Consider the following 21,818-nt stretch of genomic DNA (forward strand, 5'->3'; position numbering starts at 1 on the left):
CCCGCATGCGATTTCTCATCGGTCTGTTGCGGCAGACCTGGGCCGGACTACTCGTCCTGCTCGCACTCACAGCAATCCTCGGTGTGCTCTATCCCGCCGCCGTGTGGGGGGTGAGCAGGATCGGCGCCGGAGCGGCCGAGGGGTCTCCGGTGCGCGACACCACCGGGTGCGTCGTCGGGAGCCGGTGGGTGGGTGTCGACCCGCAGGTGCCGGCGGGGGAGCCGGATCCGTTCTTCCACAACCGCGTCACCGGGTCGGTGGCCGAACAGGATCCGTTCGCGCCGGGCGACCCTGCCACCGCCCTGCCCACCAACCAGGGGCCGAGCAGCGAGATCCTGGCGACGTTCATCGCCGACCGGCGGGCGGCGATCGCGACCCGGGAAGGGGTGGACGCCGGGGACGTTCCGGCCGACGCGGTCACCGGATCCGGCTCGGGCATCGACCCGCACATCAGCCCCGCGTATGCGGCGTTGCAGGTGCCGAGGGTGGCGGCGGAGAACGGCCTCAGCGAGACCCGGGTCCGGCAACTGGTCGACGAGAACACCGAGGGAAGGCAACTCGGTTTCCTCGGTGAGGACCGGGTGAACGTCCTCGAACTGAACCTGGCCCTCGGCCTGACCGCACCTGAGTGCACGGCCCCGGCCGCTGGTGGATGATGGCGAGGTGAGTGGTCCCAAACCGGACGTCGAGCGCCGGGACGTCGAACACCGACGCGGTGAACTGCGCATCTACCTCGGTGCCGCACCGGGCGTCGGCAAGACGTTCGCGATGCTCGGTGAGGCGCACCGCCGCCGGGAGCGGGGGTGCGACGTGGTCGCGGCCGTGGTGGAGACCCACGGCCGCGACCGCACGGCGGCGCAGCTCGGCGACCTCGAACTGATTCCGCCCAAGCTGATCGCCTACCGGGGCACGCTCGGCCGGGAACTCGACGTCGATGCGGTGCTCGCCCGCAGGCCTGCATTGGTCCTCGTCGACGAACTCGCGCACACGAACACGCCGGGCAGCGTCCACGAGAAACGCTGGCAGGACGTGGAGATACTCCTCGCCGCGGGGATCGACGTCCTCTCGACGCTGAATGTCCAGCACCTCGAAAGCCTCAACGACGTGGTCCAGCGGATCACCGGCGTGGTGCAGCAGGAAACGGTTCCCGACGAGGTGGTGCGCGCCGCCACCCAGGTCGAACTGGTCGACATCACGCCGGAGGCTCTGCGCCGCAGGCTGTCCCACGGCAACATCTACGCCGCGGACAAAGTCGACGCGGCGCTGAGCAACTATTTCCGGAAGGGGAACCTCACCGCACTCCGCGAACTCGCCCTGCTGTGGGTGGCCGACCAGGTGGATGCCGCCCTGGCGAAATATCGTGCGGAGAACAAGATCACCGACACCTGGGAGGCCCGGGAACGGGTGGTGGTCGCGGTGACGGGCGGGCCGGAATCGGAGACGCTGGTCCGTCGCGCCGGCCGGATCGCGTCGAGATCCAGCGCCGAGCTGATCGTCGTTCACGTGGTGCGCGGCGACGGCCTCGCGGGTGTCTCGGCTCCGGAAATGGGCAAGGTGCGCACGCTCGCCGCGAGCATCGGGGCGAGCTTGCACAGCGTCGTCGGCGACGACGTCCCGACGACGCTGCTCGACTTCGCCCGGACCGCGAACGCCACGCAACTGGTGCTGGGCACGTCGAGACGCTCACGGTGGGCGCGGATCTTCGACGAGGGCATCGGTGCGAGCGTGCTGCACCAGTCCGGGTCGATCGACGTGCACATGGTGACGCACGGCGAATCCCACCGCCTGAGGCGGTTGTCGCCGGTGGGGTCCCGTTCGCGCACGGCGATCGCCTGGATCGCCGCGGTCCTCGTACCGTCGATCGCCACCGTGGTGATGAGCGCCGTCGACCGTTGGCTCGGATTGGTCGGCGAGGGGGCCCTGTTCTTCATCGTGGTGCTGCTCGTCTCGCTGCTCGGGGGTGTCGCCCCCGCAGCGTTCTCCGCGCTGATCTCGGGTCTGTTCCTCAACTACTTCTTCACGCCGCCGGTGCGGAGCTTCACCATCGCCGAGCCGGACAACTTCATCACCACCGTCGTGCTGCTCGTGGTGGCCGTCGCGGTCGCGGTCCTGGTCGACGCCGCCGCGAAGCGTGCCCGGGAGGCCCGCCGGGCGTCGCAGGAAGCCGAGTTGCTGGCACTGTTCGCCGGATCGGTGCTGCGCGGAGCCGACCTCGACACCCTGCTCGAGAAGGTGCGCGAGACGTACGGCCAGGATTCGGTCAGTGTGCTGCACCGGGACCGCGGCCCGGTGGGGTCCGTCGGGCCGCACCCGCCGGTGAGTGTGGACGACGCCGACACCGTCTGCGAGGTGGGGGAAGGGGAATACGCGCTCGCCCTGCGCGGCAGCGAACTGCACGCCCGGGACCGTCGGGTGCTGCTCGCCGTCGCCAACCAGGCGGTGGGCATGATCCGCCAGGCCGAGCTCGCGCAGGAGGCGGGGCAGGCGCAGGCACTGGCCGAGGCCGACCGGTTGCGGCGGTCGCTGCTGTCCGCCGTCAGCCACGACCTCCGGACCCCGCTGGCCGCCGTCAAGGCCGCCGCGTCGAGTCTGCGCAGCGACGACGTCGACTTCTCCCCGGAAGACACCGCCGAACTGCTCGCGACCATCGAGGAATCGGCCGACGTCCTGACCTCCCTCGTCGGCAACCTGCTCGATTCGTCCCGGCTCGCGGCGGGAGTGGTGACCCCGACGCTGCGACCGGTGTACCTCGACGAGGTGGTGCACCGGGCGCTGGTGGGTCTGGGAATCGGCGGCCGGACCGGGACCCGGGCCCGGGAAAGGGTGGAGGTCGACGTCGGAACTGTCACGGCGATGGCGGATTCGGGCCTGCTCGAGCGGGTGCTCGCGAATCTGATCGACAACGCACTCCGCTACGGTGAGGACTCCGTGATCCGGGTCGGTGCCGCGGCGGTGGGAGACCGCGCCGTCGTCACCGTCGCCGACACGGGGCCGGGAATTCCGCGTGGGCGAGCAGACGAGATGTTCGCACCGTTCCAGCGGCTGGGGGACCGCGACACGACCACCGGAGTCGGGCTCGGGCTCTCCGTCGTCCGCGGATTCGTCGACGCGATGGGCGGGACCATCAGCGCCACCGACACCCCCGGCGGTGGTCTGACGATGGTGGTGGAACTGGCCGGGGCGGGAGGGGAGCATCCATGACGAGAGTTCTCGTGGTCGACGACGAACCGCAGATTCTCCGCGCCCTGCGGATCAATCTGAGTGTGCGTGGATACGACGTGGTGACGGCCGCGTCCGGGGCCGCCGCTCTACGCGCCGCGGCCGAGCGACCGCCGGACGTGATCGTGCTCGACCTCGGGCTACCCGACATGGACGGCACCGAGGTGCTCGCCGGCCTCCGCGGGTGGTGCCCCGCACCGGTGATCGTGCTGTCGGCGCGGACGGACTCCGCGGACAAGGTGGAAGCCCTCGACGCCGGCGCCGACGACTACGTCACCAAACCGTTCGGGATGGACGAGTTCCTTGCCCGGGTGCGTGCGGCCGCCCGCCGGGCGACGACGGCTGTCGACACGAGTGAACCTGTGGTGGAGACGGATTCGTTCACGGTCGATCTGGCGGCGAAGACGGTGCGGCGGGCGGGGGCCGAGGTGCACCTGACGCCGACCGAATGGGGGATGCTCGAGATGCTCGTGCGGAACAAGGGCAAGCTGGTGGGGCAGAAGGAACTGCTGCGGGAGGTGTGGGGCCCTGCCTACGCCACCGAGACCCATTACCTGCGGGTGTATCTGGCGCAGCTGCGGCGCAAGCTCGAGGACGACCCGTCCCATCCGCGACACCTCATCACCGAGGCCGGGATGGGGTACCGGTTCCAGGTGTGAGGTCGCGAGCAGTGGGCCGGAAGCCGCACCGCATTGGGTATTGGTTAGCCTTGCCTTATGCGAATGAGGAGTCTCGTCTCGGTGTCACTGCTGGCCCTGGTGTTGGCCGGCTGCGGGAGCGGCGGCGAGGGCGAGCGCGAGGCGGCGGCAGGCTCAGGCGATGCCGCGTTCCCGGCAGTCGTCGCCACGAAATTCGGTGACGTCACCGTCGAGTCCAAGCCCGAGCGCGTGGTCGCCCTCGGCTGGGGCGACGCCGAGACCGCGCTGGCGCTCGGTGTCGAACCCGTCGGGGCGAGCGACTGGGTCGCGTTCGGCGGCGACGGCGTCGGGCCGTGGGCGGACGGGATGTACACCACCGCGCCTGCGATCATCGGAACCCTCGAACCGTCGTACGAGCAGATCGCGGCGCTCGAACCGGACGTCATCCTCGACACGAAGAGCGCCGGCGACAAGGAACGCTACGACCACCTGTCGCAGATAGCTCCGACGATTGCGCTGCCGGAGGGCGCCGACAACTACAAGACTCCGATCGAGGATCAGGTGTCGATGGTCGCGACCGCACTCGGCGTGCCGGAGCAGGGGGAAGCTCTGCTCGCCGACATCGACCGGCGATTCGCGGAAGCGGCCGCGGCCCATCCCGAGTTCGCGGGGAAGACGATCACCGTCGGCGCGTTCTCGGGGGCGGGATGGGGCGCCTACACCGCCGACACCGAGCGCCTCCAGTTCATGAAGAAACTCGGCTTCGTCAGCAATCCGGCGGTGGACGCGCAGCCCGCGGTGAAGTTCTCCGTCCCGGTGTCGGAGGAGAATCTCGGCGTGATGGACGCCGACATGGTGGTCGTATTCCCGGTCGGCAGGCCGGCCGCCGACGTCACGAACCGGCCGCTGTTCCAGGCGATCCCGGCAGTGCGCGACGGACGGTCCCTCGTGTTCGACGATCAGAGTGTCGCCAAGGCGTACTCCACGAACTCGGTGCTGTCGTTGCGGTACGCACTCGACACCGTCGTGCCTCTGGTGTCCGAACGGCTGCGGTGAGCTGACCCGGCGCCCGCTCAGTAGAGCAGGGTGCGGTAGTACTCCTGCCGGCGAGGCGCGTCCGGGTCGTGGTCCAACTCGTGCTGCTCGGCGTGCATTTCCCGCAGCGACGGGATCTCGTCCGGATCCGGCCAGGACTCCGGGTTCCACATGCGTGACCGGAGGATGGCCCGGGCGCAGTGGGTGTAGACCTCGTCGATCCGGACCACCACGCCGAGGTTGGCGGGTTTGCCGTTGATCGACATCGACTGCAGCAGTTCGGGATCGACGGTCAAGGTGGCAGTTCCGTTGACGCGCACCACCTCGTCGATCCCGGGTACGACGAACAGGATGCCCACGTGCGGATTCTCGAGGATGTTGCGGTACGAATCCGCGCGCCGATTGCCCGGCCGGTCCGGGATCACCAGCGTCCGGTCGTCGAGGAACATCGTCTTCGGCGTGATGTCTCCGCGCGGCGAGCAGTCGCAGTGACCGTTCGCGTCGGCGGTGGCGAGGACGAAGAACCGCGCCTCGGAGATGAAGCGCCGGATGAGCGGCATCGTGTGATCGGTGTGCTTGGTGACGATGGAGGGGTGGGGAACGCCCAGGACCTGCTCGAGTTCGTCGAGGTCGGTGATCGTGTGCTCCGGCGAGGGGGCGTGCGCTGCCACTGGAGTGTTCCGTTCGTCGAGGACCGTTCGAGTTAGGCTACCCTTCGCGGCGTTCGGGCGGTCGCGAGGCCCGCTGGCTCACGACCGATGATTCCGGCCTGCTCCGGGAGTCCTACCTTCGACCGCAGCCTCACACTCGACCGGAGGAGCCACGCATGCCCGCACCGAAGACCCCGCAACCACTCGCGCACACCTTCACGGCGCCGATCCAGAAGGACGGGGCGTTCGCGACGTACGTGACCGTGCCGGACTCCGCCGAACTTCTCGGAACGAGGCGGCCGGTGAAGGTCGGCGGAACGATCGACGGCCACCCGTTCAATGCCACCCTGATGCCCTCGGGTGAAGGTCCGCACTGGCTTCCCCTGAAGATCGCATTGTGCACGCTGATCGGTAAGGGCGGTGCCGGAGTGGAGGTGACGGTGCACCTCGAGCAGCGTTTCAGCTGACGCCGGGCGGCGTCCGGGGTTTGATCCGGGGAGAGCGGGGTACGGATCACCCGGAAGCGATCTGCGTTTCCGGACGGGTTTCGAGGTGCGTCGTGCCGATGTGGCCGCGGTTGTCGGGATGGCTCCCCACTCTGGGGGTCGTGGTGCTCGTTGCCGCGTGCGGAGCGAGCGACGACGGCAACATGAGCGAGAATTTCGCCGGCACCGTCGACATCGGCGGGGGCCGGAACATCTATCTCGAGTGTGCGGGCACAGGCACACCGACGGTCGTGTTCGTGTCCGGTCTCCGGTTCGGTGCCGATCAGTGGACGACGACGGCCGACCCGGCCGCCACCTCGGCCTTCGACGGAGTCGCCGAGTTCACCCGAGTCTGCTCGTACGACCGGCCGGGAGTCGTGCTGGGCGGGGACGCATTGAGCCGCAGCGACCCGGTTCCGCAGCCGATCACCACCACGGACGCGGTCGCCGACCTCCAGTCGCTGCTGGGCGCCACGGGCGAGGCCGGCCCCGGCCCCTACGTGCTGGCCGCCCACTCCTACGGCGGTCAGATCGCGAGACTCTTCGCCGGCACCCATCCCGACGAGGTGGCGGGCATGGTGCTGATCGACGCGCAGTCGGAGGAGTTGCAGACCCTACTGCCCCCGGAGCAGTTCGAGGAGTTCCTGCGGCTCAACACCCCGCAGCAGGACAGTCTCGACGAGTACCCGGACCTCGAGCGTGTCGACTTCGTCCGCAGCTTCGACGAGATCCGCGCCGCCGAACCGATCCGGCCCCAGCCGCTCGTCGTCCTCTCCGCCGACCGCTCGGTGGCGCCACAGATCGCGGAGGGCATTGCGAACGGAAGCCTCCCCGCCGACATCGATCCCGGCTACGGCCCGGCCCTCGACGCCGTGCAGCCGAAGGCGCAGGCGGATCTGGCACAACTCGTCCCGGGTGCCACGCATGTCACGAACACGAACAGCGGCCACAACATCAACATCGAGCAGCCTCAACTCGTCATCGACGGAGTCCGCGACGTCGTCGACGCCGTGCGCGACGGGCGCACCGAGCCCTGACCGTCGCGCGCGGCTCGGCCTGCGGAATGCGGTCGCCTCGACGTGGGAGACTGGACCGGTGAGGTTGTATCGAGACAATGCGGTGGTCCTGCGCCAGCACAAGCTGGGCGAGGCCGACCGTATCGTCACACTCCTCACCCGGCAGCACGGTCTGGTGCGCGCGGTCGCCAAGGGGGTGCGCCGCACGAAGTCCAAGTTCGGTGCCCGGCTCGAGCCGTTCGCGCACATCGACGTGCAGCTCTACCCGGGCCGCAACCTCGACATCGTCACCCAGGTCCAGACGGTCGACGCGTTCGCGACCGACATCGTCGACGACTACTCCCGGTACACCACGGCGTGCGCGATCCTCGAGACCGCCGAACGTCTCGCCGGTGAGGAACGGGCCCCGGCGCCGCAACTGCATCGCCTGACGGTGGGAGCGCTGCGGGCCGTCGCCGAGCACCACCGCCCCTGCGAGCTGATCCTCGACGCCTTCCTGTTGCGGGCCATGGGTTTTGCGGGGTGGGCCCCCGCCCTCGACGACTGCGCGCGGTGCAGCGCACCCGGGCCGCACCGGGCATTCCACGTGGCCGCCGGGGGAGCGGTGTGCGTCCATTGCCGGCCGCCGGGCGCCGCCACCCCGTCGCCGGGTGTCCTCGACCTGATGGATGCGCTGATCCGCGGCGACTGGGCGAGCACGGAGCAGGTGCCGGAGTCGTTGCGGGGGCAGGCCAGTGGTCTCGTCGCGGCGCATCTGCAGTGGCACCTCGAACGGCAACTCCGCACCCTCCCGCTGATCGAACGCGCACGGCCGCATGCGGCGGTAGGGGTTGAGGATTCGGTCAGGCAGGATGGGGACCGTGATTCGACGACGCGAACCTCGAGCCCCGCATAGTTCCGGGGCCGAGCGCCAGATCCGGCCGCCGGACCCGCACCCCTCGGGCGCCCGCCCGCCGGGCCTGCAACCCGAACTCGTGCCCCGGCACATCGCGCTGGTGATGGACGGCAACGGCCGCTGGGCGCAGGAGCGGGGGCTGCCCCGGACCGCGGGCCACGAACGCGGCGAAGCCGTGTTGATGGACGCCGTCTGCGGGTGCATCGAGATGGGCGTCGAATGGTTGTCGGCGTACGCGTTCTCCACCGAGAACTGGAAGCGCAGCCCCGAGGAGGTCCGCTTCCTGATGGGGTTCAACCGCGACGTGATCCGGCGTCGCCGCGACGAGATGCACGAGATGGGGGTGCGCGTGCGGTGGGCGGGACGCCGGCCCAAGCTGTGGCGCAGCGTCATCAAGGAACTCGAAATCGCCGAGGAGCTCACGAAGCACAACACGGTCATGAACCTGACCATGTGCGTCAACTACGGCGGGCGCGCGGAGATCGCGGACGCGGCGAAGGAGATCGGCAGGCGGGTCGCGGCGGGACAGCTCGACCCGGAGAAGATCACCGAGGCGACCGTGGCCCGGTACCTCGACGAGCCGGACATGCCGGACGTCGACCTGTTCCTCCGGCCGTCCGGCGAGCAGCGCACGTCCAACTTCCTGATCTGGCAGTCGGCCTACGCCGAGATGGTGTACCAGGAGAAGCTGTTTCCTGATTTCGACCGCAGGGACCTGTGGGCGGCGTGTGTCGAGTACGCGTCGCGTGACCGTCGGTTCGGTGGGGTGAAATGACCGTCGACGGGGCGCCCGCGCTGCTCGGGCGGGCGGCGGACGCGCTCGAGCACTTCGCCACCGTCGCCCGGGCGGACGACGGCTCGCTGAGCTTCGAGTATGCCGGGGCGCTGTGCTCGATCAGTGCGATGACTCTCACCGAGGGTCTCGATGTGCTGTCGATGACGTGCGTGCTGGCCTGGGATCGTCCGGTCAGCGCGTCGATGCACAAGAAGGTCGCGGAACGGAACAGCGCACTGCAGTTCGGTTCGATCGCGGTGTTCGGTCACGGCCGGCTCGCGGACGTCATCCTGCGCTACACGTTCCCCGCCGCCGGGCTCGAGGACGAGGCATTGACCACGATGCTGCTTCTCGTGCTGAGCGGCGCGGACACCGCCCGGCAGGGCCTGATCCCCTGACGCTCACTGCGTCGCGGTGCAGTCCTTGCAGAGGCCGAAGATCTCGATGGTGTGGCTGACGTCGGAGAAGGCGTGGGCGTCGGCGATCGACTGCGACCACTGCTCGACAGTGGGCCCCTCGACCTCGACGGTGTAGCCGCAGGCACGGCAGACGAGGTGATGGTGATGTCCGGACGAGCAGCGCCGGTACACGGATTCGCCGGTGTCGGTGCGCAGGACGTCGACCGTTCCGGCGTCGGCGAGCGTCTGCAGGGTGCGGTAGACGGTGGTCAGCCCGATGCCTTCGCCGCGCTTGCGGAGTTCGTCGTGCAGTTCCTGCGCCGACCGGAACTCCTCGATGTCGTCGAGGAGCGCGGAGATGGCGCTGCGCTGCTTGGTCGCGCGTACTCCCACGACGACGGGCTTGCGCTGGCCGGTGTTCTGGGTCAAGGCTTCTATCCTTCCTCGGCGTGCGCGACGGCGTCCACGACGATGTGGGCGAGGTGGTCGTCCACCAGGCGGTAGAGGACCTCACGTCCGGTGCGTTCGCCGCGCACGACACCCGCGGCCTTGAGTACGCGAAGATGCTGGCTGATCAGTGGCTGCGTCACTCCGAGTGCGCCGACGAGTTCGTGCACGCACCGTTCCGATTCGCGGAGTTGGAGGACGATCGCGATCCGGACGGGGGCCGCGAGGGCGCGCAGGATGTCGCCGGCCGCCGCAAGGGTCTCCTTCGACGGCACGGGAGCGGGCGCCGCCGCCTCGAACGGATGCAGATCCCCGGGATCGATGACGCTCACCAGTGATCTCCTTCGGTGTGCCGGACAATGGACGGGACCGTGGCCGCGAGGCCGTCGGCCCCGGGAGGATCACCCTCACCTTATTGCAAATCGATTCCATTTTGATATGCACGAATACGCATGTCAACCGGGTGGGTGAACCGACTGCGATCGGGCAGATAGGCTGGGCTCCGAAAAGCGCACGTGAACCATGCATCTATTACCCAGATGGAGAGCACCCGAGTGGCACCGAAGTCCAAAGTCGAAACCGTCGTCAATCTCGCCAAGCGTCGTGGCCTGGTCTACCCGTGCGGTGAGATCTACGGAGGCACGAAGTCGGCCTGGGATTACGGCCCCTTGGGCGTCGAGCTCAAGGAGAACATCAAGAAGCAGTGGTGGCGCAACATGGTCACCAGCCGCGAGGACGTCGTCGGCCTCGACTCCTCGGTCATCCTGCCGCGCGAGGTGTGGGTGGCGTCCGGTCACGTCGGCGTGTTCAACGACCCGCTGGTCGAGTGCCTCAACTGTCACAAGCGCCACCGGCAGGACCACCTGCAGGAGGCGTACGCGGAGAAGAAGGGCCTCGACAACCCGGACGACGTCCCGATGGACGTCGTCGGCTGCCCCGACTGCGGCACGGTCGGTCAGTGGACCGAGCCCCGCGACTTCAACATGATGCTCAAGACGTACCTCGGCCCGGTCGAGAGCGAAGAGGGCATGCACTACCTTCGCCCGGAGACCGCGCAGGGCATCTTCGTGAACTTCGCGAATGTCCTCACCACGTCGCGCAAGAAGCCGCCGTTCGGCATCGGCCAGATCGGCAAGAGCTTCCGCAACGAGATCACGCCCGGAAACTTCATCTTCCGCACCCGCGAGTTCGAGCAGATGGAGATGGAATTCTTCGTCAAGCCCGGCGAGGACGAAGAGTGGCACCAGTACTGGATCGACTACCGCATGGACTGGTACACCGGGCTCGGCATCAACAAGGACAACCTGCGTCTGTACGAGCACGCACAGGACAAGCTGTCGCACTACTCCAAGCGCACCGTCGACATCGAGTACCGCTTCCACTTCCAGGGCAGCGAGTGGGGCGAGCTCGAGGGTGTGGCCAACCGCACCGACTTCGACCTGTCGACCCACTCGAAGCACTCGGGCACCGACCTCAACTACTACGACCAGGCCACCGGTGAGCGGTACACGCCGTACGTCATCGAGCCGGCGGCCGGTCTCACGCGTTCGCTGATGGCGTTCCTCGTCGACGCGTACACCGAGGACGAGGCGCCGAACGCGAAGGGCGGCGTCGACAAGCGGACCGTGCTGCGTCTGGACCGTCGTCTCTCCCCGGTGAAGGCCGCGGTCCTGCCGCTGTCGCGTAACGCGGACCTGACGCCGAAGGCGAAGGATCTCGCGGCGACGCTGCGTCAGCACTGGAACGTCGAGTTCGACGACGCCGGCGCGATCGGCCGCCGCTACCGCCGTCAGGACGAGATCGGCACCCCGTTCTGCATCACCGTGGATTTCGACACGCTCGAGGACCACGCTGTGACCGTCCGTGAGCGTGACTCCATGGCTCAGGAGCGGGTCGCGCTCGACCAGGTCGAGGGCTACCTGGCGCAGCGCCTCATCGGTTCCTGATCCACCGTCACCTGCGCGCGCCGCAGGTGACGGTCAGATAGTTCGTCAGGATTCGCCGGTTCTCCTCGGACACCGGGATGCGCGAGTATTCCGGTGCCGAGGAGCCGACGGCGATCCACAGCGGAAAGACGAAGGGCTTCTTCGCTTCCGCGAGGGCGTGGGGATCGCAGCGCGCCGCATCGATCGTGATGTCGACGCTCAGCCGGTCCTCGTCCGCCCGCATGGTGGCGGGCAGCGCGCCGTGCAGCGCGTACAGGACGCTGCCGCCGATCTCGTCCACCCGGACGTCACCCGACGCCGTTCCCCGGCTCACGACGAGCTGTGCGGGGAGGGGCGCGGTCGGCTCGGGCGGAGCCGCCGCCGGAATCAGTGTCACCGGTACGGCCCGCGCCAGATCCTGTGCGGCGCAGTCGCCGTCGTGAATCCGGCCGAGGACGTCGTACGGGGCCGCGAGTGGCACCCGCACGGGTGACACGCTCGGATCGGCGACACCGATCAGGGCGTACGCCGGCTCCGGGGGAGTGTCGCAGCGGACCGTGCCGTACTCGGCCTCGACGTCGATCCGGTTGCCGGGGCCGAGTTCGACCTCGCGTCGGGTCGCGGGCGCAGCCTCGAAGCCGGGACTGTCCAACGCCACGGACGTCACGGCGACGGGTGCGTCGCCGGTGTTCGTTATCCGCACGTGAATCCGGCCGCCCGCCGCGTCGTCCTCCCGGCTGCGGTAGGCCTCCGCCGACAGGGGGCTCGCCGGTGCGTCCGCGGTCCGGTCGTCGCCTGCACAGCTCGACAGGACGCCGCCGGCGGTGGCCGCGACGCAGGCGAGTACGACCGAGACTCGGGAAGCCGTCAGAATCGGCCGCCCCCACTGATCCGGCCGGAGCTGCTCGGCCCGCCGAAGGACCGCGGACCGCTGCTGCGGCCGCCGCCGGAGCCCCGGCTTCCCCAGTTGCCGCCGCCGCTGAACCCGCCGCGCAGGATGCTGTCGATCAGAATGCCGCCGAGGATCGCTCCGGTGGCATTCCCGCCACCGCCACCGCCACCGCTTCCGGGCCCGGGGCGCTGGCGGGACTCCCAGCGGCTCACGTCGTTCTGCGCCAGGCGCAGTGCGTCGGCTGCCAGCCCGGCCGCGGCCTGAGCGTGCTGCAGCGCGCGCGAGGGGTCGGTGGGGCGCAGTTGCTGTGCGCCCGCCAGGTGCCGCTGCGCCTCGGTGAGGCGGGTCCGGGCGTCCGCTCCCACCGCGCCGCGCCGGGTGCCGATGAAGTCCGACGCCGCCGTGACCTGCGACTGGGCGGCTGTGAGGTCCTGCGCGAGACGCTGCTGTGCACGCTCGGCCTGCTGCCGGGATTCCTGCGCCTCGGCGAGGACGGCGTCGAGTTCCGCGTCTGCCTTGACGATCTGGGTGAAGCTGCCGAGCGGGTCGGTGTCCGCGGCGGTCCGGGCCGCCGCCAGCGCTGTCTCGGCCGCGGCGCGGGCCGACGCGAGCCGGTCCCCGCCCTGCTCGGTGAACTGGGCCGCGGCCGCGATCCCGGCCTCCACGTCGGTGATCGCGGCCGGCAGCGTGGCGATGGCGTGCCGGATGTCCTCCGCGGCGTGGTCGACGGCGTCGAGCAGCGTCCGGGCCTGTTCGAGGGCGCCCTCGGCTCCGCGGATCGCCGACACCGCCGGCCCCTGCTTTCCGGGCGGCAGCGTGATCGCGTCCCGGCCGTCGGCCACGGCCCGTTCCGCGAACGCGAGCCGCTCCTCCGCCATCGTCACGTTGTGGGCGACGGAAGCGAGTGCGGCGGCGGGAAATTCGGTCTGCAGGGTGGCGAGAGTCTGCGTGGAATCGGGGATGCGTACGGTCAGCGCGACCATGTCCCGGGTGAGCGCGTCGAGTCGGTCGGGGGCGTTGATCAGCAGGTCCCGGAGCCCGTCGAACTCCTGCACCCTCTCGTTGAGTTCGCGGTCGGCGCGCCCGCACGAGGTGATGACGTCGATGAGCATCTCCCGCTGCTGTTGCGGGGTCTCGGGAATCGCGTCGTCGAGTCGCTGACGGACGGTGAACGCGGCCGCGAGTGTCGACTTCGCCTTGTCGAACGCCGCCGTGAACGACGCCGTGGCCTGCTCGCCGAATTCGCCGCGGGCCAGTTCGAGTTCCTCCTGGCTCGTGCGCAGCGCGTCGTCGGTCTCGACGAGCACCTCCTTGGCGCGCTCGTCCAGGGTCGGCAGCGGGAGTGCCGTCAGCGCGGCCGTGTCCTCGGGGCTGATGCTGCGCGCCGCCTCGACCCCGGCCCGGGTGCGGTCGTGCTTCTTCTTCCGCGAATACAGCACGACCCCGCCCGCACCCACGACGACCACACCGCCGCCGATCAGCAGAGTGCGCACCGACATTCCCTCGCCCGGAGTCATCGCGTCGCCCAGCCCGCCCGCCGCGGCGATCGCGCCCCCGGCCCAGTCCTCCTCGCGCAGAGCGGGTTCCACCGCATCCACCCGGATCGACTCGGCCTCGTCGCTGGTGATCTCCGACAGCCCGTCCGGCGCGATGAGGGCGTACTCGCGGTCGACCGTCGCGACCGCGAGCAGGGCGTCGCGGTCGCCGAGCGAGGAGGCCTGCGCCGTCTGATCCGCCCACGGACCGGCGCCGAGCCCGTTGAAGTCGGGCACGTACACCACCCACAACCGCACCTTGTGCTCGTCGTACAGCTGGTCGATCGCGGCCTGGACGTCGCTCTGCTGGTCGGCGTCGAGCACGCCGACGGTGTCCGTGATCTGACCGGGAAGACGGAACGGTGCGTCCGCCGAGGCGATCGCAGGAGAGAACAGGATCGCCACGAGAGTCAGGAGTGCGGAGACGGCGCCGAGGGCGGCGAACCGCCGAGCGCGGGGAAGTCGGGGGCGGGACGACGGCGTCTGCTCGAGGCGCGGTGCGAGTGGCATGGCAGCAAATCTATCGGGTGTGGCGAGTCGTCATCGGGACAGTTCGGCGACAGCTGGCAGAATCAGGGAGTGAATTCTGCACCGAGCCGTGAACGCCACGACCTCCCGCGCCGTCCCGCGCACCTGGGGTTCGCCGGCACGCTGGCCCGGTGGACCCGCCGGATCATCGCCGGCGTGGTCCTCCTCGCCGCCGCGCTGGTGCTCGGCACCGCGGTCCGGGTGTGGCAGGTCGCGCGGATCGACGACACGTCCGCCGCCGACGCGATCGTCGTGCTCGGCGCCGCCCAGTACTCGGGAACCCCGTCGTCGGTGTTCGAGGCCCGGCTCGAGCAGGCGTACAAGCTGTACGAGCGTGGGGTGGCCCCCGAGGTCATCACGGTCGGCGGCAAGCAGGAGGGCGACGAGTACACCGAGGCCGCGTCCGGCAAGAACTACCTGATCTCGCGGGGCGTCCCCGCCGACAGCATCACCGCGGTCGAGGAGGGCTCCGACACCCTGCTCAGCATCGAGGCGGTGAGTGAGGCGATGGGGGAGCAGGGCATCGATTCGGCGGTTCTCGTCAGCGACCCCTGGCATTCGCTGCGGACCCGGACGATGGCACGCGACGCCGGACTCGACGCCTGGACGGCGCCCACCCGGCAGGGGCCCGCCGTGTTCACCCGCGAATCCCAGTTGCACGGAATCGCCCGGGAGACAGGGGCGTTGATCTGGTACCAGCTCACCCACTTCTCGGCCGACTTCCCCTACACGGCGGGACAGTAGACATTCGATGACAGCACACACGACACCACTCGGCGACGTGTACTCCGCGCACGACGTCGCCCGCCGGGTCCGCGAGGCACCGAAACGGGCGGGGATCCCGGGCAGTCAGATCGCCGCCGCGCAACACCGCTCCGTCTTCTCCCGCGACCGCGCCCGCGTCCAGCACTCGGCCGCCCTCCGCAGACTCGCGGACAAGACGCAGGTGGTGGGCCCCCGGGACGGTGACACTCCGCGGACGCGGTTGACGCACTCGATCGAGGTGGCGCAGATCGGCCGCGGGATCGCCGACGGTCTCGGCTGCGATCCCGATCTGGTCGACCTCGCCGGCCTCGCGCACGACATCGGTCACCCGCCGTACGGCCACAACGGGGAGAAGGCCCTCGACGAGGTCGCGGAAAGCTGCGGCGGGTTCGAGGGCAACGCCCAGAATCTGCGCATCCTCACGAGCCTCGAACCGAAGGTGCTCTACCCCGACGGAAGCAGTGCCGGGCTCAACCTGACCCGCGCGTCGCTGGACGCGGCGATCAAATACCCGTGGACCCGGCCCCGCCCCGGCGCGAAGTTCGGGGCCTACGACGACGACGCCGACGTGCTCGCGTGGATCCGGGAGGGCGCCCCCGACGGCCACCAGTGCCTCGAGGCGCAGGTCATGGATTGGGCCGACGACGTCGCCTACTCCGTGCACGACGTCGAGGACGGCGTGATCGACGGACGCATCGATCTGCGTTCGCTGGCCGACCCGGTGGATCAGCGGGCACTCGCCGAGTTCGGTGCGTCGGAGTTCCCGGGACTCGACGTCGAGGAACTCGTCGAGGCCGCGACGCGGTTGAGTCTTCTGCCCGTCGTCGTCGAGGTGGGCAGCTACGACGGCACGCTCACCAGTTCGGTCGCCCTGAAGAACCTCACCAGCGAACTCGTCGGCCGGTTCGCGACCGCCGCGATCATCGGGACCCGCGACGTCCACGGCGACAAGCCGGTCGCCCGGTACGACGCCGACCTGGTGGTCCCGCCGGTGGTCGCGGCGGAGGTGGCACTGCTCAAGACGTTCGCCCTGAACTACGTGATGTCGGATGCCGGCCACCGGGCGCGGCAGGCACGCCAGCGTGACCGCGTCCACCGCGTCGCCGAATGGCTGCTCGCGACCGCACCCGCCGGTCTCGACCCCATCCTGGTTCCCGCCTGGAACGCCGCGGCCGACGACCCCGCACGGGTCCGGGTCGTCGTCGACCAGATTGCCTCCTACACCGAGAGCAGGCTCGAACGCGTCGACAAGTCCAGTCTGGGAGCCCAGGCGAGCTGGGGCTGACAAAGTCGGAAGTCGGACCCGTCCGCCCGGCGCGGTGCTACGAATAGGTCTACAGACAGCTCGCCCCCCAATGGTCAGGGAGACCGGATGAAGTCTGCAGTGCGCAAGATCATCGGTTCGACGTCCGCAGCGCTGGCGGTGGCGGTCGGTGCCGCCCTGCTTGCCCCACCCGCGGCGCAGGCCGCGCCCGCGTACCCGTTCGCGGACCCCGACCCGTTCTACGGTGCGCCCGCCGACGTCGGGGCACGCGCCGACGGCGACGTGCTGGCGAGCCGACCGGTCGCCGCCACGGGTTTCCCCACCGCCGACGCCTGGCAGGTGAAGTACAAGTCGACCAACTCCGCCGGAGCGCCCATCGCCGCGGTCACCACGGTGCTGGTACCCCGCGGCGCTCCCGCGAACCGGCCGCTCGTGTCCTATCAGCCGTTCGTCAACGCGCTCGGGCTGGAGTGCGCGCCGTCGCATCAGCTGTTCAACGGCGGAATCCAAGAGGGGCCCGCCCTCAACGCCCTGCTCGCGCGGGGCTGGGCCGTCGCCGTGCCCGACCACCTCGGACCGACCAGCGCGTACGGGGCCGCGAAACTCGGCGGCAGGCTCGTCCTCGACGGCATCCGCGCCGCGCAGCGGCTCCCGGAGGCCGGTCTCGGGGGCAGTCCGATCGGGCTGGCGGGCTACTCGGGTGGCGCCATGGCGACCAACTGGGCTGCGGCACTCGCACCCACCTACGCCCCGGAACTGAACATCGTGGGCGCCGCCCAGGGCGGCACCCCGGTCAACATCGGTGAACTGGCCGACCGTCTGGGCGGCACCCGCTCGCAGGCGTTCGGGCTGGGGTTCGCGGCCGCCATCGGGCTCGAGCGTGAATACCCGACGCGTTCACCGCTCGGGGACGGCCTCAACGGCGACGGACTCGCCCTGCGGGCGCAGATGAGCAACATGTGCACCGATTCGATCCTCGGTGCCGGTGCGGGGAAGTCGCTGCCCGACCTGACCAACGGTCCCGGTATTCTCGCCGACCCGTCCGGCCGCGCGGTGATGGACGAGAACAGCGTCGAACTGTATCCGGGAGTCCCGAGGACGCCGATGTTCGTCTGGCACGGCAGCGCGGACCCCCTCGTCGCGATCGGGCCGGTGCAGAACACCGTCGCCCGGTACTGCTCACAGGGTGCGCGAGTGCAGTTCGACGTGATCCCGGGCGCCGACCACGGTACCGCCACCATGCTCGGTGCCGGCCCTGCATTCGGCTATCTCGGCGACCGATTCGCCGGGATTCCCGCCCCGTCGAACTGCTGACCTGGAGGGGGGAGTTCGGGCTCCGGCGGAGCGCCTAGACTGTCGTTCGTGGCTGGCAGAATCCCTGATCGTGACGTTGCGGCCATTCGCGAGCGCACACGGATCGAGGACATCGTGGGGGAGTACGTCTCCCTCAAGCGTGCGGGCGGCGACTCCATGAAGGGGCTGTGCCCGTTCCACGACGAGAAGTCGCCGTCGTTCCACGTCCGCCCCAACCACGGGCACTACCACTGCTTCGGGTGCGGTGAGGGCGGCGACGTCTACTCCTTCCTCCAGAAGATCGACCACATCAGTTTCGTCGAGGCCGTCGAGCAGCTCGCCGACCGGTTGAACTACACCATCTCGTACGAGGGCGGCGGCACCTCGGTGCAACGCGACCGCGGCACCCGCTCGAGGCTGGTCGCGGCGAACGCGGCCGCGCAGGAGTTCTACTCGGCGCGCCTGCAGGAACCCGACGCGCAGGCCGCCCGCGACTACCTGACGGAACGGAACTTCGACGCGCAGGCCGCGCAGCAGTTCGGGTGCGGGTATGCACCCGATGGCTGGGACATCCTCACGAAGCACCTGCTGGGCAAGGGTTTCGACGTCAAGGAACTCGAGGCCGCGGGCCTGTCGAAAGCCGGGCGGCGCGGTCACATCGACCGCTTCCACCGGCGCCTGCTCTGGCCCATCCGGAACCTGTCCGGCGATGTAATCGGGTTCGGTGCCCGCAAGTTGTTCGACGACGACACCATGCCCGGCAAGTACGTCAACACGCCGGAAACCATGCTGTACAAGAAGTCTCAGGTGCTGTTCGGGCTCGACCTCGCCAAGCGCGACATCGCCAAGGGGCATCAGGCCGTGGTGGTCGAGGGATACACCGACGTCATGGCGATGCACCTGGCCGGGGTCAAGACCGCCGTCGCCGCCTGCGGCACCGCCTTCGGTGAGGACCACCTCGCGATGCTGCGGCGACTGCTGATGGACGACAGCTACTTTCGCGGCGAGATCATCTACACGTTCGACGGGGACGCCGCAGGCCAGGCCGCCGCGATGAAGGCGTTCGAGGGTGACCAGAAGATGGCCGGGCAGACCTTCGTCGCCGTGGCACCCGAGGGCATGGACCCGTGCGAGTTGCGGCAGAAGTCCGGTGACGCCGCCGTCCGCGACCTGGTGGCGCGTCGCACACCGATGTTCGAGTTCGTGGTCAAGTCGATTCTCACCGAGCACGACCTCGAGACCGCCGAGGGCCGGGTCGAGGCGCTCCGGCGCACCGTGCCGGTGGTCGCCCAGATCAAGGAAGCGACGTTGCGTGACAGCTACGCCGTCCAATTGTCCGGCTGGGTGGGCTGGGACGACATCGCCGCGGTCCGGCAACGGGTGCGGGACGAGGCGCGCAAGCGGGCGTCCACCCGCGGGTCGCTGCCCGCGCCGCTGAAGAAGAAGGCGGCCCGGGACGCGGACCAGGACACACCGCAGTTGCCGGTCGGGCTCACCCGGCCGCGGCCGAACGATCCGACGTTGTGGGCACAGCGCGAGGCACTGAAGGGTGCATTGCAGTACCCGTCGATCGCGGGCACCGTGTTCGACTCGCTGCCGGTGGAGACGTTCACGCATCCCACCTATGTCGTGATCCGTGAGTCGATGATCGCGTCCGGCGGCACCAGCGCAGGACTCGGCGGCGGCGAGTGGGTCGACGCGGTCAGCCGCGGTGTCGACGACGTCACCGCGGCGTCGCTCGTGTCGGAACTCGCCGTCGAGCCGTTGCCCGCCGAAGAGGACACCGTGCCGCGATACATTTCCGGCGTGATCGCACGCTTGCAGGAGGTGTGGGTGGGGGAGCAGGTGGCGGAACTGAAGTCCAAGCTGCAGCGCATCTCACCGGCGACGGCGTCGGACGAGTTCCATTCACTGCTCGGCGACCTCGTCGCCCTGGAGCAGTACCGCCGCAGCCTGCTCGATCAGGCGATCGGCGATACCAACCGGGACGGGATGGCCGGCTGAACCGGCTACTGCCTGCTACTTCTTCTTGAGCTGATCCTGGGGAACCAGGATGGTCGTGTCCTCGTCGAGCGGCTTCATGGGTTCGAGCTTCGGCTGAGTGTTCAGGGAGTCGGACAGCTTCTGACGCGACATCTGCAGCACCTTCTTCGTGGCCGGGCTGGTGGCCACGGCCTTGGTGGCCCGGCTGATCTGTTCGTAACGCGCACGTCCTGCTCGCGTACCCAGCACGTACCCCGCAGCGATACCGATCAACAACCGCATCATTCCCGCTTCCTCCCGACGCACAACGACCTGCACCCATCCTGCCTGATGCGTCGACAGGCAGGCGATTTGGTACTGGGGTGGGGCTATGCGCTACAGTTTCTCTCGCATCGCCGGGAACGGCGAAGCACAGCAGAATAATCCCCTGTAGCTCAATTGGCAGAGCTTCCGACTGTTAATCGGACGGTTGCTGGTTCGAGTCCAGCCGGGGGAGCATCGAAACCCCGTCCGGTTCGTCCGGGCGGGGTTTTCTGCTGCGCCCGGCCAATTCGGATCGGTGCGTCTCCCGGGCGAGTACATTCCCGCTGTATCGGCAGCAATCGACCGCGGGGTGTGCGATGAGCGAGGACGGCGGCGAAACCGAGCGGACAGGGTCGATCGGGCGCTTCGGCACGAGCGACGCCCCGCGGTGGCTGCTGCCCTCGATCCTCTACGTTCTGCTGGCCGTCGCCGCCTACCAGCTGTCGGGTTGGCTGTTCGTCAACCTGCGGAGCTTTCTGGGGTTGCTGTTCCTCGCGTGGTTGTTCAGTATCACCATCGAACCGGTCGTCGACTGGCTCGAGCGCCGGGGTTTGCGGCGCGGCGCCGCCACCGGACTGGTGCTGTTCGCACTGTTCGTCTTCGCCATCGGATTCCTGGCGCTGTTCGGGACACTGCTCGCCCAGCAACTCGCTCAGCTCCTCAAGGCCCTGCCGGGTGCGTTGTCCTCGGTCACCGACTGGTCCAATCGTGTGTTCGACACCGACTTCGCGACCGGTGAGGATCTGATCCACCTCACGCCCGAAACCATCCGGGACCTCGCCGAGCGATTCACGCCGGGAGTTCTGGGTGTGTTGTCCTCGCTGCTCGGCGTCGTGTTCCAGATGCTGACGCTGCTGCTGTTCGTGTTCTACATGTCCGCGCAGGGGCCGGCCCTTCGCCGCACGATCTCGAGCTGGTTTCCGGCGCGGCAGCAGCGGGTCTTCTCGGTGGTCTGGGAGATCTCGGTCGAGAAGGCCGGCGGATACGTGGTGTCGCGGCTGATCCTCGCTGCGGTGAGTTCGGTCGCCACCGGCATCTTCCTCGTGGCGATCGGCGTGCCCTACTGGCTTCCGCTGGCACTGTGGACCGGCGTCGTCTCCCAGTTCGTCCCCACCCTGGGCACCTACCTCGCGATCGCTCTCCCCGCGATCATCGCGGCCGCGTCCCAGCCGATGGACGGTGTGTGGGTGATCGTGTTCGGAACCGTCTACCAGCAGATCGAGAACTACGTGCTGCACCCGCGCATCACGTCGGCGACGGTCTCGATCCACCCCGCGGTCGCGTTCGGATCGGTGATCGTGGGCGCCTCGCTGTTCGGCCCGGTCGGCGCCCTGGTGTCGGTGCCGGTGGTCGCCGCGATCGAGGCCCTCGTCGAAACGTACGGGCGACGGTACGAACTCGTCGCCGACGCGCCGGCGCCGGTCGCGCCAGTCGAACCGCGCACACACGCGAGCGACGGCAAACGCCGCGACGGCGAGGACGAGTAGACCGGCCACGTTGAACGCGAGGATCGGCACCGTCCGTCCCGGCATCGGCTGCGGATGCGACAACCCCGGTCCGCCGACCCCGAAAAGTCCTGTCAGGGCGGGCTTCGTCCCGGCTACGCGCCCACGGCGGGCGCACGGTAACATCGGCACGCCGCGATCGCGAGTAGTGCGGCGATGGGGCGGTAGCTCAGTCGGTTAGAGCCGTGGACTCATAATCCATTGGTCGCGGGTTCGAGCCCCGCCCGCCCCACCGATATCGGCTGCCGGTGCCGACGCCGCCGAGTC

At 69.3% G+C, this 21,818-nt stretch carries 21 protein-coding genes and 2 tRNA genes; 17 read left to right on the plus strand and 6 right to left on the minus strand.

Features of this window, described 5'->3' with window-relative positions; translation table 11 throughout:
• The first annotated feature begins 5 nt into the window (after window positions 1-5).
• The 4 genes from DTA22_RS11385 to DTA22_RS11400 are packed head-to-tail and all read left to right on the plus strand — an operon-like array spanning window position 6 to window position 4,913.
• Window positions 6-656, plus strand: a complete 651-nt coding sequence (locus DTA22_RS11385; RefSeq protein WP_037226483.1) for a potassium-transporting ATPase subunit C — start codon at window positions 6-8, stop codon at window positions 654-656.
• Window positions 657-663: 7 nt separating this feature from the next.
• Window positions 664-3,201, plus strand: coding sequence for a sensor histidine kinase (locus DTA22_RS11390; protein ID WP_037226485.1), 2,538 nt, complete (start codon window positions 664-666; stop codon window positions 3,199-3,201).
• Window positions 3,198-3,878: a response regulator gene (locus DTA22_RS11395; RefSeq protein WP_005247902.1), complete on the plus strand. Its 681-nt coding sequence runs from the start codon at window positions 3,198-3,200 to the stop codon at window positions 3,876-3,878. The genes DTA22_RS11390 and DTA22_RS11395 overlap by 4 nt, the downstream gene beginning before the upstream one ends.
• A gap of 57 nt (window positions 3,879-3,935) precedes the next feature.
• Complete coding sequence (locus DTA22_RS11400) at window positions 3,936-4,913, plus strand: ABC transporter substrate-binding protein (RefSeq protein ID WP_112299484.1); 978 nt, start codon at window positions 3,936-3,938, stop codon at window positions 4,911-4,913.
• A 17-nt stretch (window positions 4,914-4,930) separates the two neighbouring features.
• Here the strand turns inward: DTA22_RS11400 and DTA22_RS11405 are convergent, their stop codons facing one another.
• Window positions 4,931-5,563, minus strand: a complete 633-nt coding sequence (locus DTA22_RS11405) for a pyridoxamine 5'-phosphate oxidase family protein (RefSeq protein ID WP_112299485.1) — start codon at window positions 5,561-5,563, stop codon at window positions 4,931-4,933.
• A 155-nt stretch (window positions 5,564-5,718) separates the two neighbouring features.
• Here DTA22_RS11405 and DTA22_RS11410 point away from each other — a divergent pair, with 155 nt between their 5' ends.
• The 5 genes from DTA22_RS11410 to DTA22_RS11430 all read left to right on the plus strand — a co-directional run bounded on the left by DTA22_RS11410 (window position 5,719) and on the right by DTA22_RS11430 (window position 9,111).
• Complete coding sequence (locus DTA22_RS11410) at window positions 5,719-6,009, plus strand: DUF1905 domain-containing protein (RefSeq protein WP_112299486.1); 291 nt, start codon at window positions 5,719-5,721, stop codon at window positions 6,007-6,009.
• A gap of 98 nt (window positions 6,010-6,107) precedes the next feature.
• Window positions 6,108-7,064, plus strand: coding sequence for an alpha/beta fold hydrolase (locus DTA22_RS11415; RefSeq protein ID WP_037226676.1), 957 nt, complete (start codon window positions 6,108-6,110; stop codon window positions 7,062-7,064).
• 58 nt (window positions 7,065-7,122) lie between these two features.
• Window positions 7,123-7,938, plus strand: coding sequence for a DNA repair protein RecO (gene recO / locus DTA22_RS11420; protein WP_037226495.1), 816 nt, complete (start codon window positions 7,123-7,125; stop codon window positions 7,936-7,938).
• Window positions 7,904-8,713 carry an isoprenyl transferase gene (locus tag DTA22_RS11425; protein WP_037226677.1) on the plus strand — a complete coding sequence of 270 codons (810 nt, stop codon included), beginning with the start codon at window positions 7,904-7,906 and terminating at the stop codon, window positions 8,711-8,713. Before recO ends, DTA22_RS11425 begins: the two co-directional genes overlap by 35 nt.
• Window positions 8,710-9,111 carry a hypothetical protein gene (locus DTA22_RS11430; protein ID WP_112299487.1) on the plus strand — a complete coding sequence of 134 codons (402 nt, stop codon included), beginning with the start codon at window positions 8,710-8,712 and terminating at the stop codon, window positions 9,109-9,111. The genes DTA22_RS11425 and DTA22_RS11430 overlap by 4 nt, the downstream gene beginning before the upstream one ends.
• Window positions 9,112-9,114: 3 nt before the next feature.
• Here DTA22_RS11430 and DTA22_RS11435 read toward each other — a convergent pair whose 3' ends face one another.
• Entirely contained in the window at window positions 9,115-9,540 is a 426-nt protein-coding gene (locus tag DTA22_RS11435) for a Fur family transcriptional regulator (RefSeq protein WP_037226499.1), read from the minus strand.
• A 5-nt stretch (window positions 9,541-9,545) separates the two neighbouring features.
• The gene (locus tag DTA22_RS11440; RefSeq protein WP_016879990.1) at window positions 9,546-9,890 is read right to left on the minus strand and encodes an ArsR/SmtB family transcription factor; all 345 of its coding nucleotides are present in this window, start codon (window positions 9,888-9,890) and stop codon (window positions 9,546-9,548) included.
• Between the two features lie 222 nt (window positions 9,891-10,112).
• Between DTA22_RS11440 and DTA22_RS11445 the strand changes: the two genes are divergently transcribed.
• Entirely contained in the window at window positions 10,113-11,504 is a 1,392-nt protein-coding gene (locus DTA22_RS11445; protein ID WP_112299529.1) for a glycine--tRNA ligase, read from the plus strand.
• A gap of 7 nt (window positions 11,505-11,511) precedes the next feature.
• On the opposite strand, the gene DTA22_RS11450 is transcribed toward DTA22_RS11445, so the two are convergent.
• Together DTA22_RS11450 and DTA22_RS37025 are read right to left on the minus strand one after the other, a co-directional pair.
• Entirely contained in the window at window positions 11,512-12,186 is a 675-nt protein-coding gene (locus DTA22_RS11450; protein ID WP_112299488.1) for a hypothetical protein, read from the minus strand.
• Between the two features lie 164 nt (window positions 12,187-12,350).
• Window positions 12,351-14,420: a TPM domain-containing protein gene (locus DTA22_RS37025; protein ID WP_112299489.1), complete on the minus strand. Its 2,070-nt coding sequence runs from the start codon at window positions 14,418-14,420 to the stop codon at window positions 12,351-12,353.
• Between the two features lie 69 nt (window positions 14,421-14,489).
• Between DTA22_RS37025 and DTA22_RS11460 the strand changes: the two genes are divergently transcribed.
• The 4 genes from DTA22_RS11460 (at window position 14,490) to dnaG (ending at window position 19,764) form a co-directional block, all read left to right on the plus strand.
• Window positions 14,490-15,182, plus strand: coding sequence for a YdcF family protein (locus tag DTA22_RS11460; protein WP_112299490.1), 693 nt, complete (start codon window positions 14,490-14,492; stop codon window positions 15,180-15,182).
• A 7-nt stretch (window positions 15,183-15,189) separates the two neighbouring features.
• On the plus strand, window positions 15,190-16,488 hold the full coding sequence (locus tag DTA22_RS11465; protein WP_005261214.1) for a deoxyguanosinetriphosphate triphosphohydrolase: 1,299 nt from the start codon (window positions 15,190-15,192) through the stop codon (window positions 16,486-16,488).
• 87 nt (window positions 16,489-16,575) lie between these two features.
• Window positions 16,576-17,781 (plus strand): lipase family protein, encoded by a 1,206-nt coding sequence (locus DTA22_RS11470; protein ID WP_174233789.1) that lies wholly within the window; start codon window positions 16,576-16,578, stop codon window positions 17,779-17,781.
• Window positions 17,782-17,829: 48 nt separating this feature from the next.
• Window positions 17,830-19,764: a DNA primase gene (gene dnaG / locus DTA22_RS11475; protein ID WP_112299492.1), complete on the plus strand. Its 1,935-nt coding sequence runs from the start codon at window positions 17,830-17,832 to the stop codon at window positions 19,762-19,764.
• A gap of 15 nt (window positions 19,765-19,779) precedes the next feature.
• Here the strand turns inward: dnaG and DTA22_RS11480 are convergent, their stop codons facing one another.
• Window positions 19,780-20,028, minus strand: a complete 249-nt coding sequence (locus DTA22_RS11480) for a hypothetical protein (RefSeq protein ID WP_037226505.1) — start codon at window positions 20,026-20,028, stop codon at window positions 19,780-19,782.
• Between the two features lie 138 nt (window positions 20,029-20,166).
• Between DTA22_RS11480 and DTA22_RS11485 the strand changes: the two genes are divergently transcribed.
• The 3 genes from DTA22_RS11485 to DTA22_RS11495 all read left to right on the plus strand — a co-directional run bounded on the left by DTA22_RS11485 (window position 20,167) and on the right by DTA22_RS11495 (window position 21,783).
• Window positions 20,167-20,239: transfer RNA gene (locus tag DTA22_RS11485), tRNA-Asn, on the plus strand.
• A gap of 124 nt (window positions 20,240-20,363) precedes the next feature.
• Complete coding sequence (locus DTA22_RS11490; RefSeq protein WP_112299493.1) at window positions 20,364-21,533, plus strand: AI-2E family transporter; 1,170 nt, start codon at window positions 20,364-20,366, stop codon at window positions 21,531-21,533.
• 176 nt (window positions 21,534-21,709) lie between these two features.
• A tRNA-Ile gene (locus tag DTA22_RS11495) sits at window positions 21,710-21,783 on the plus strand.
• Window positions 21,784-21,818: the final 35 nt, after the last annotated feature.

The sequence above is a fragment of the Rhodococcus wratislaviensis genome, assembly GCF_900455735.1.
Classification (GTDB): Bacteria; Actinomycetota; Actinomycetes; order Mycobacteriales; family Mycobacteriaceae; genus Rhodococcus_F; species Rhodococcus_F wratislaviensis.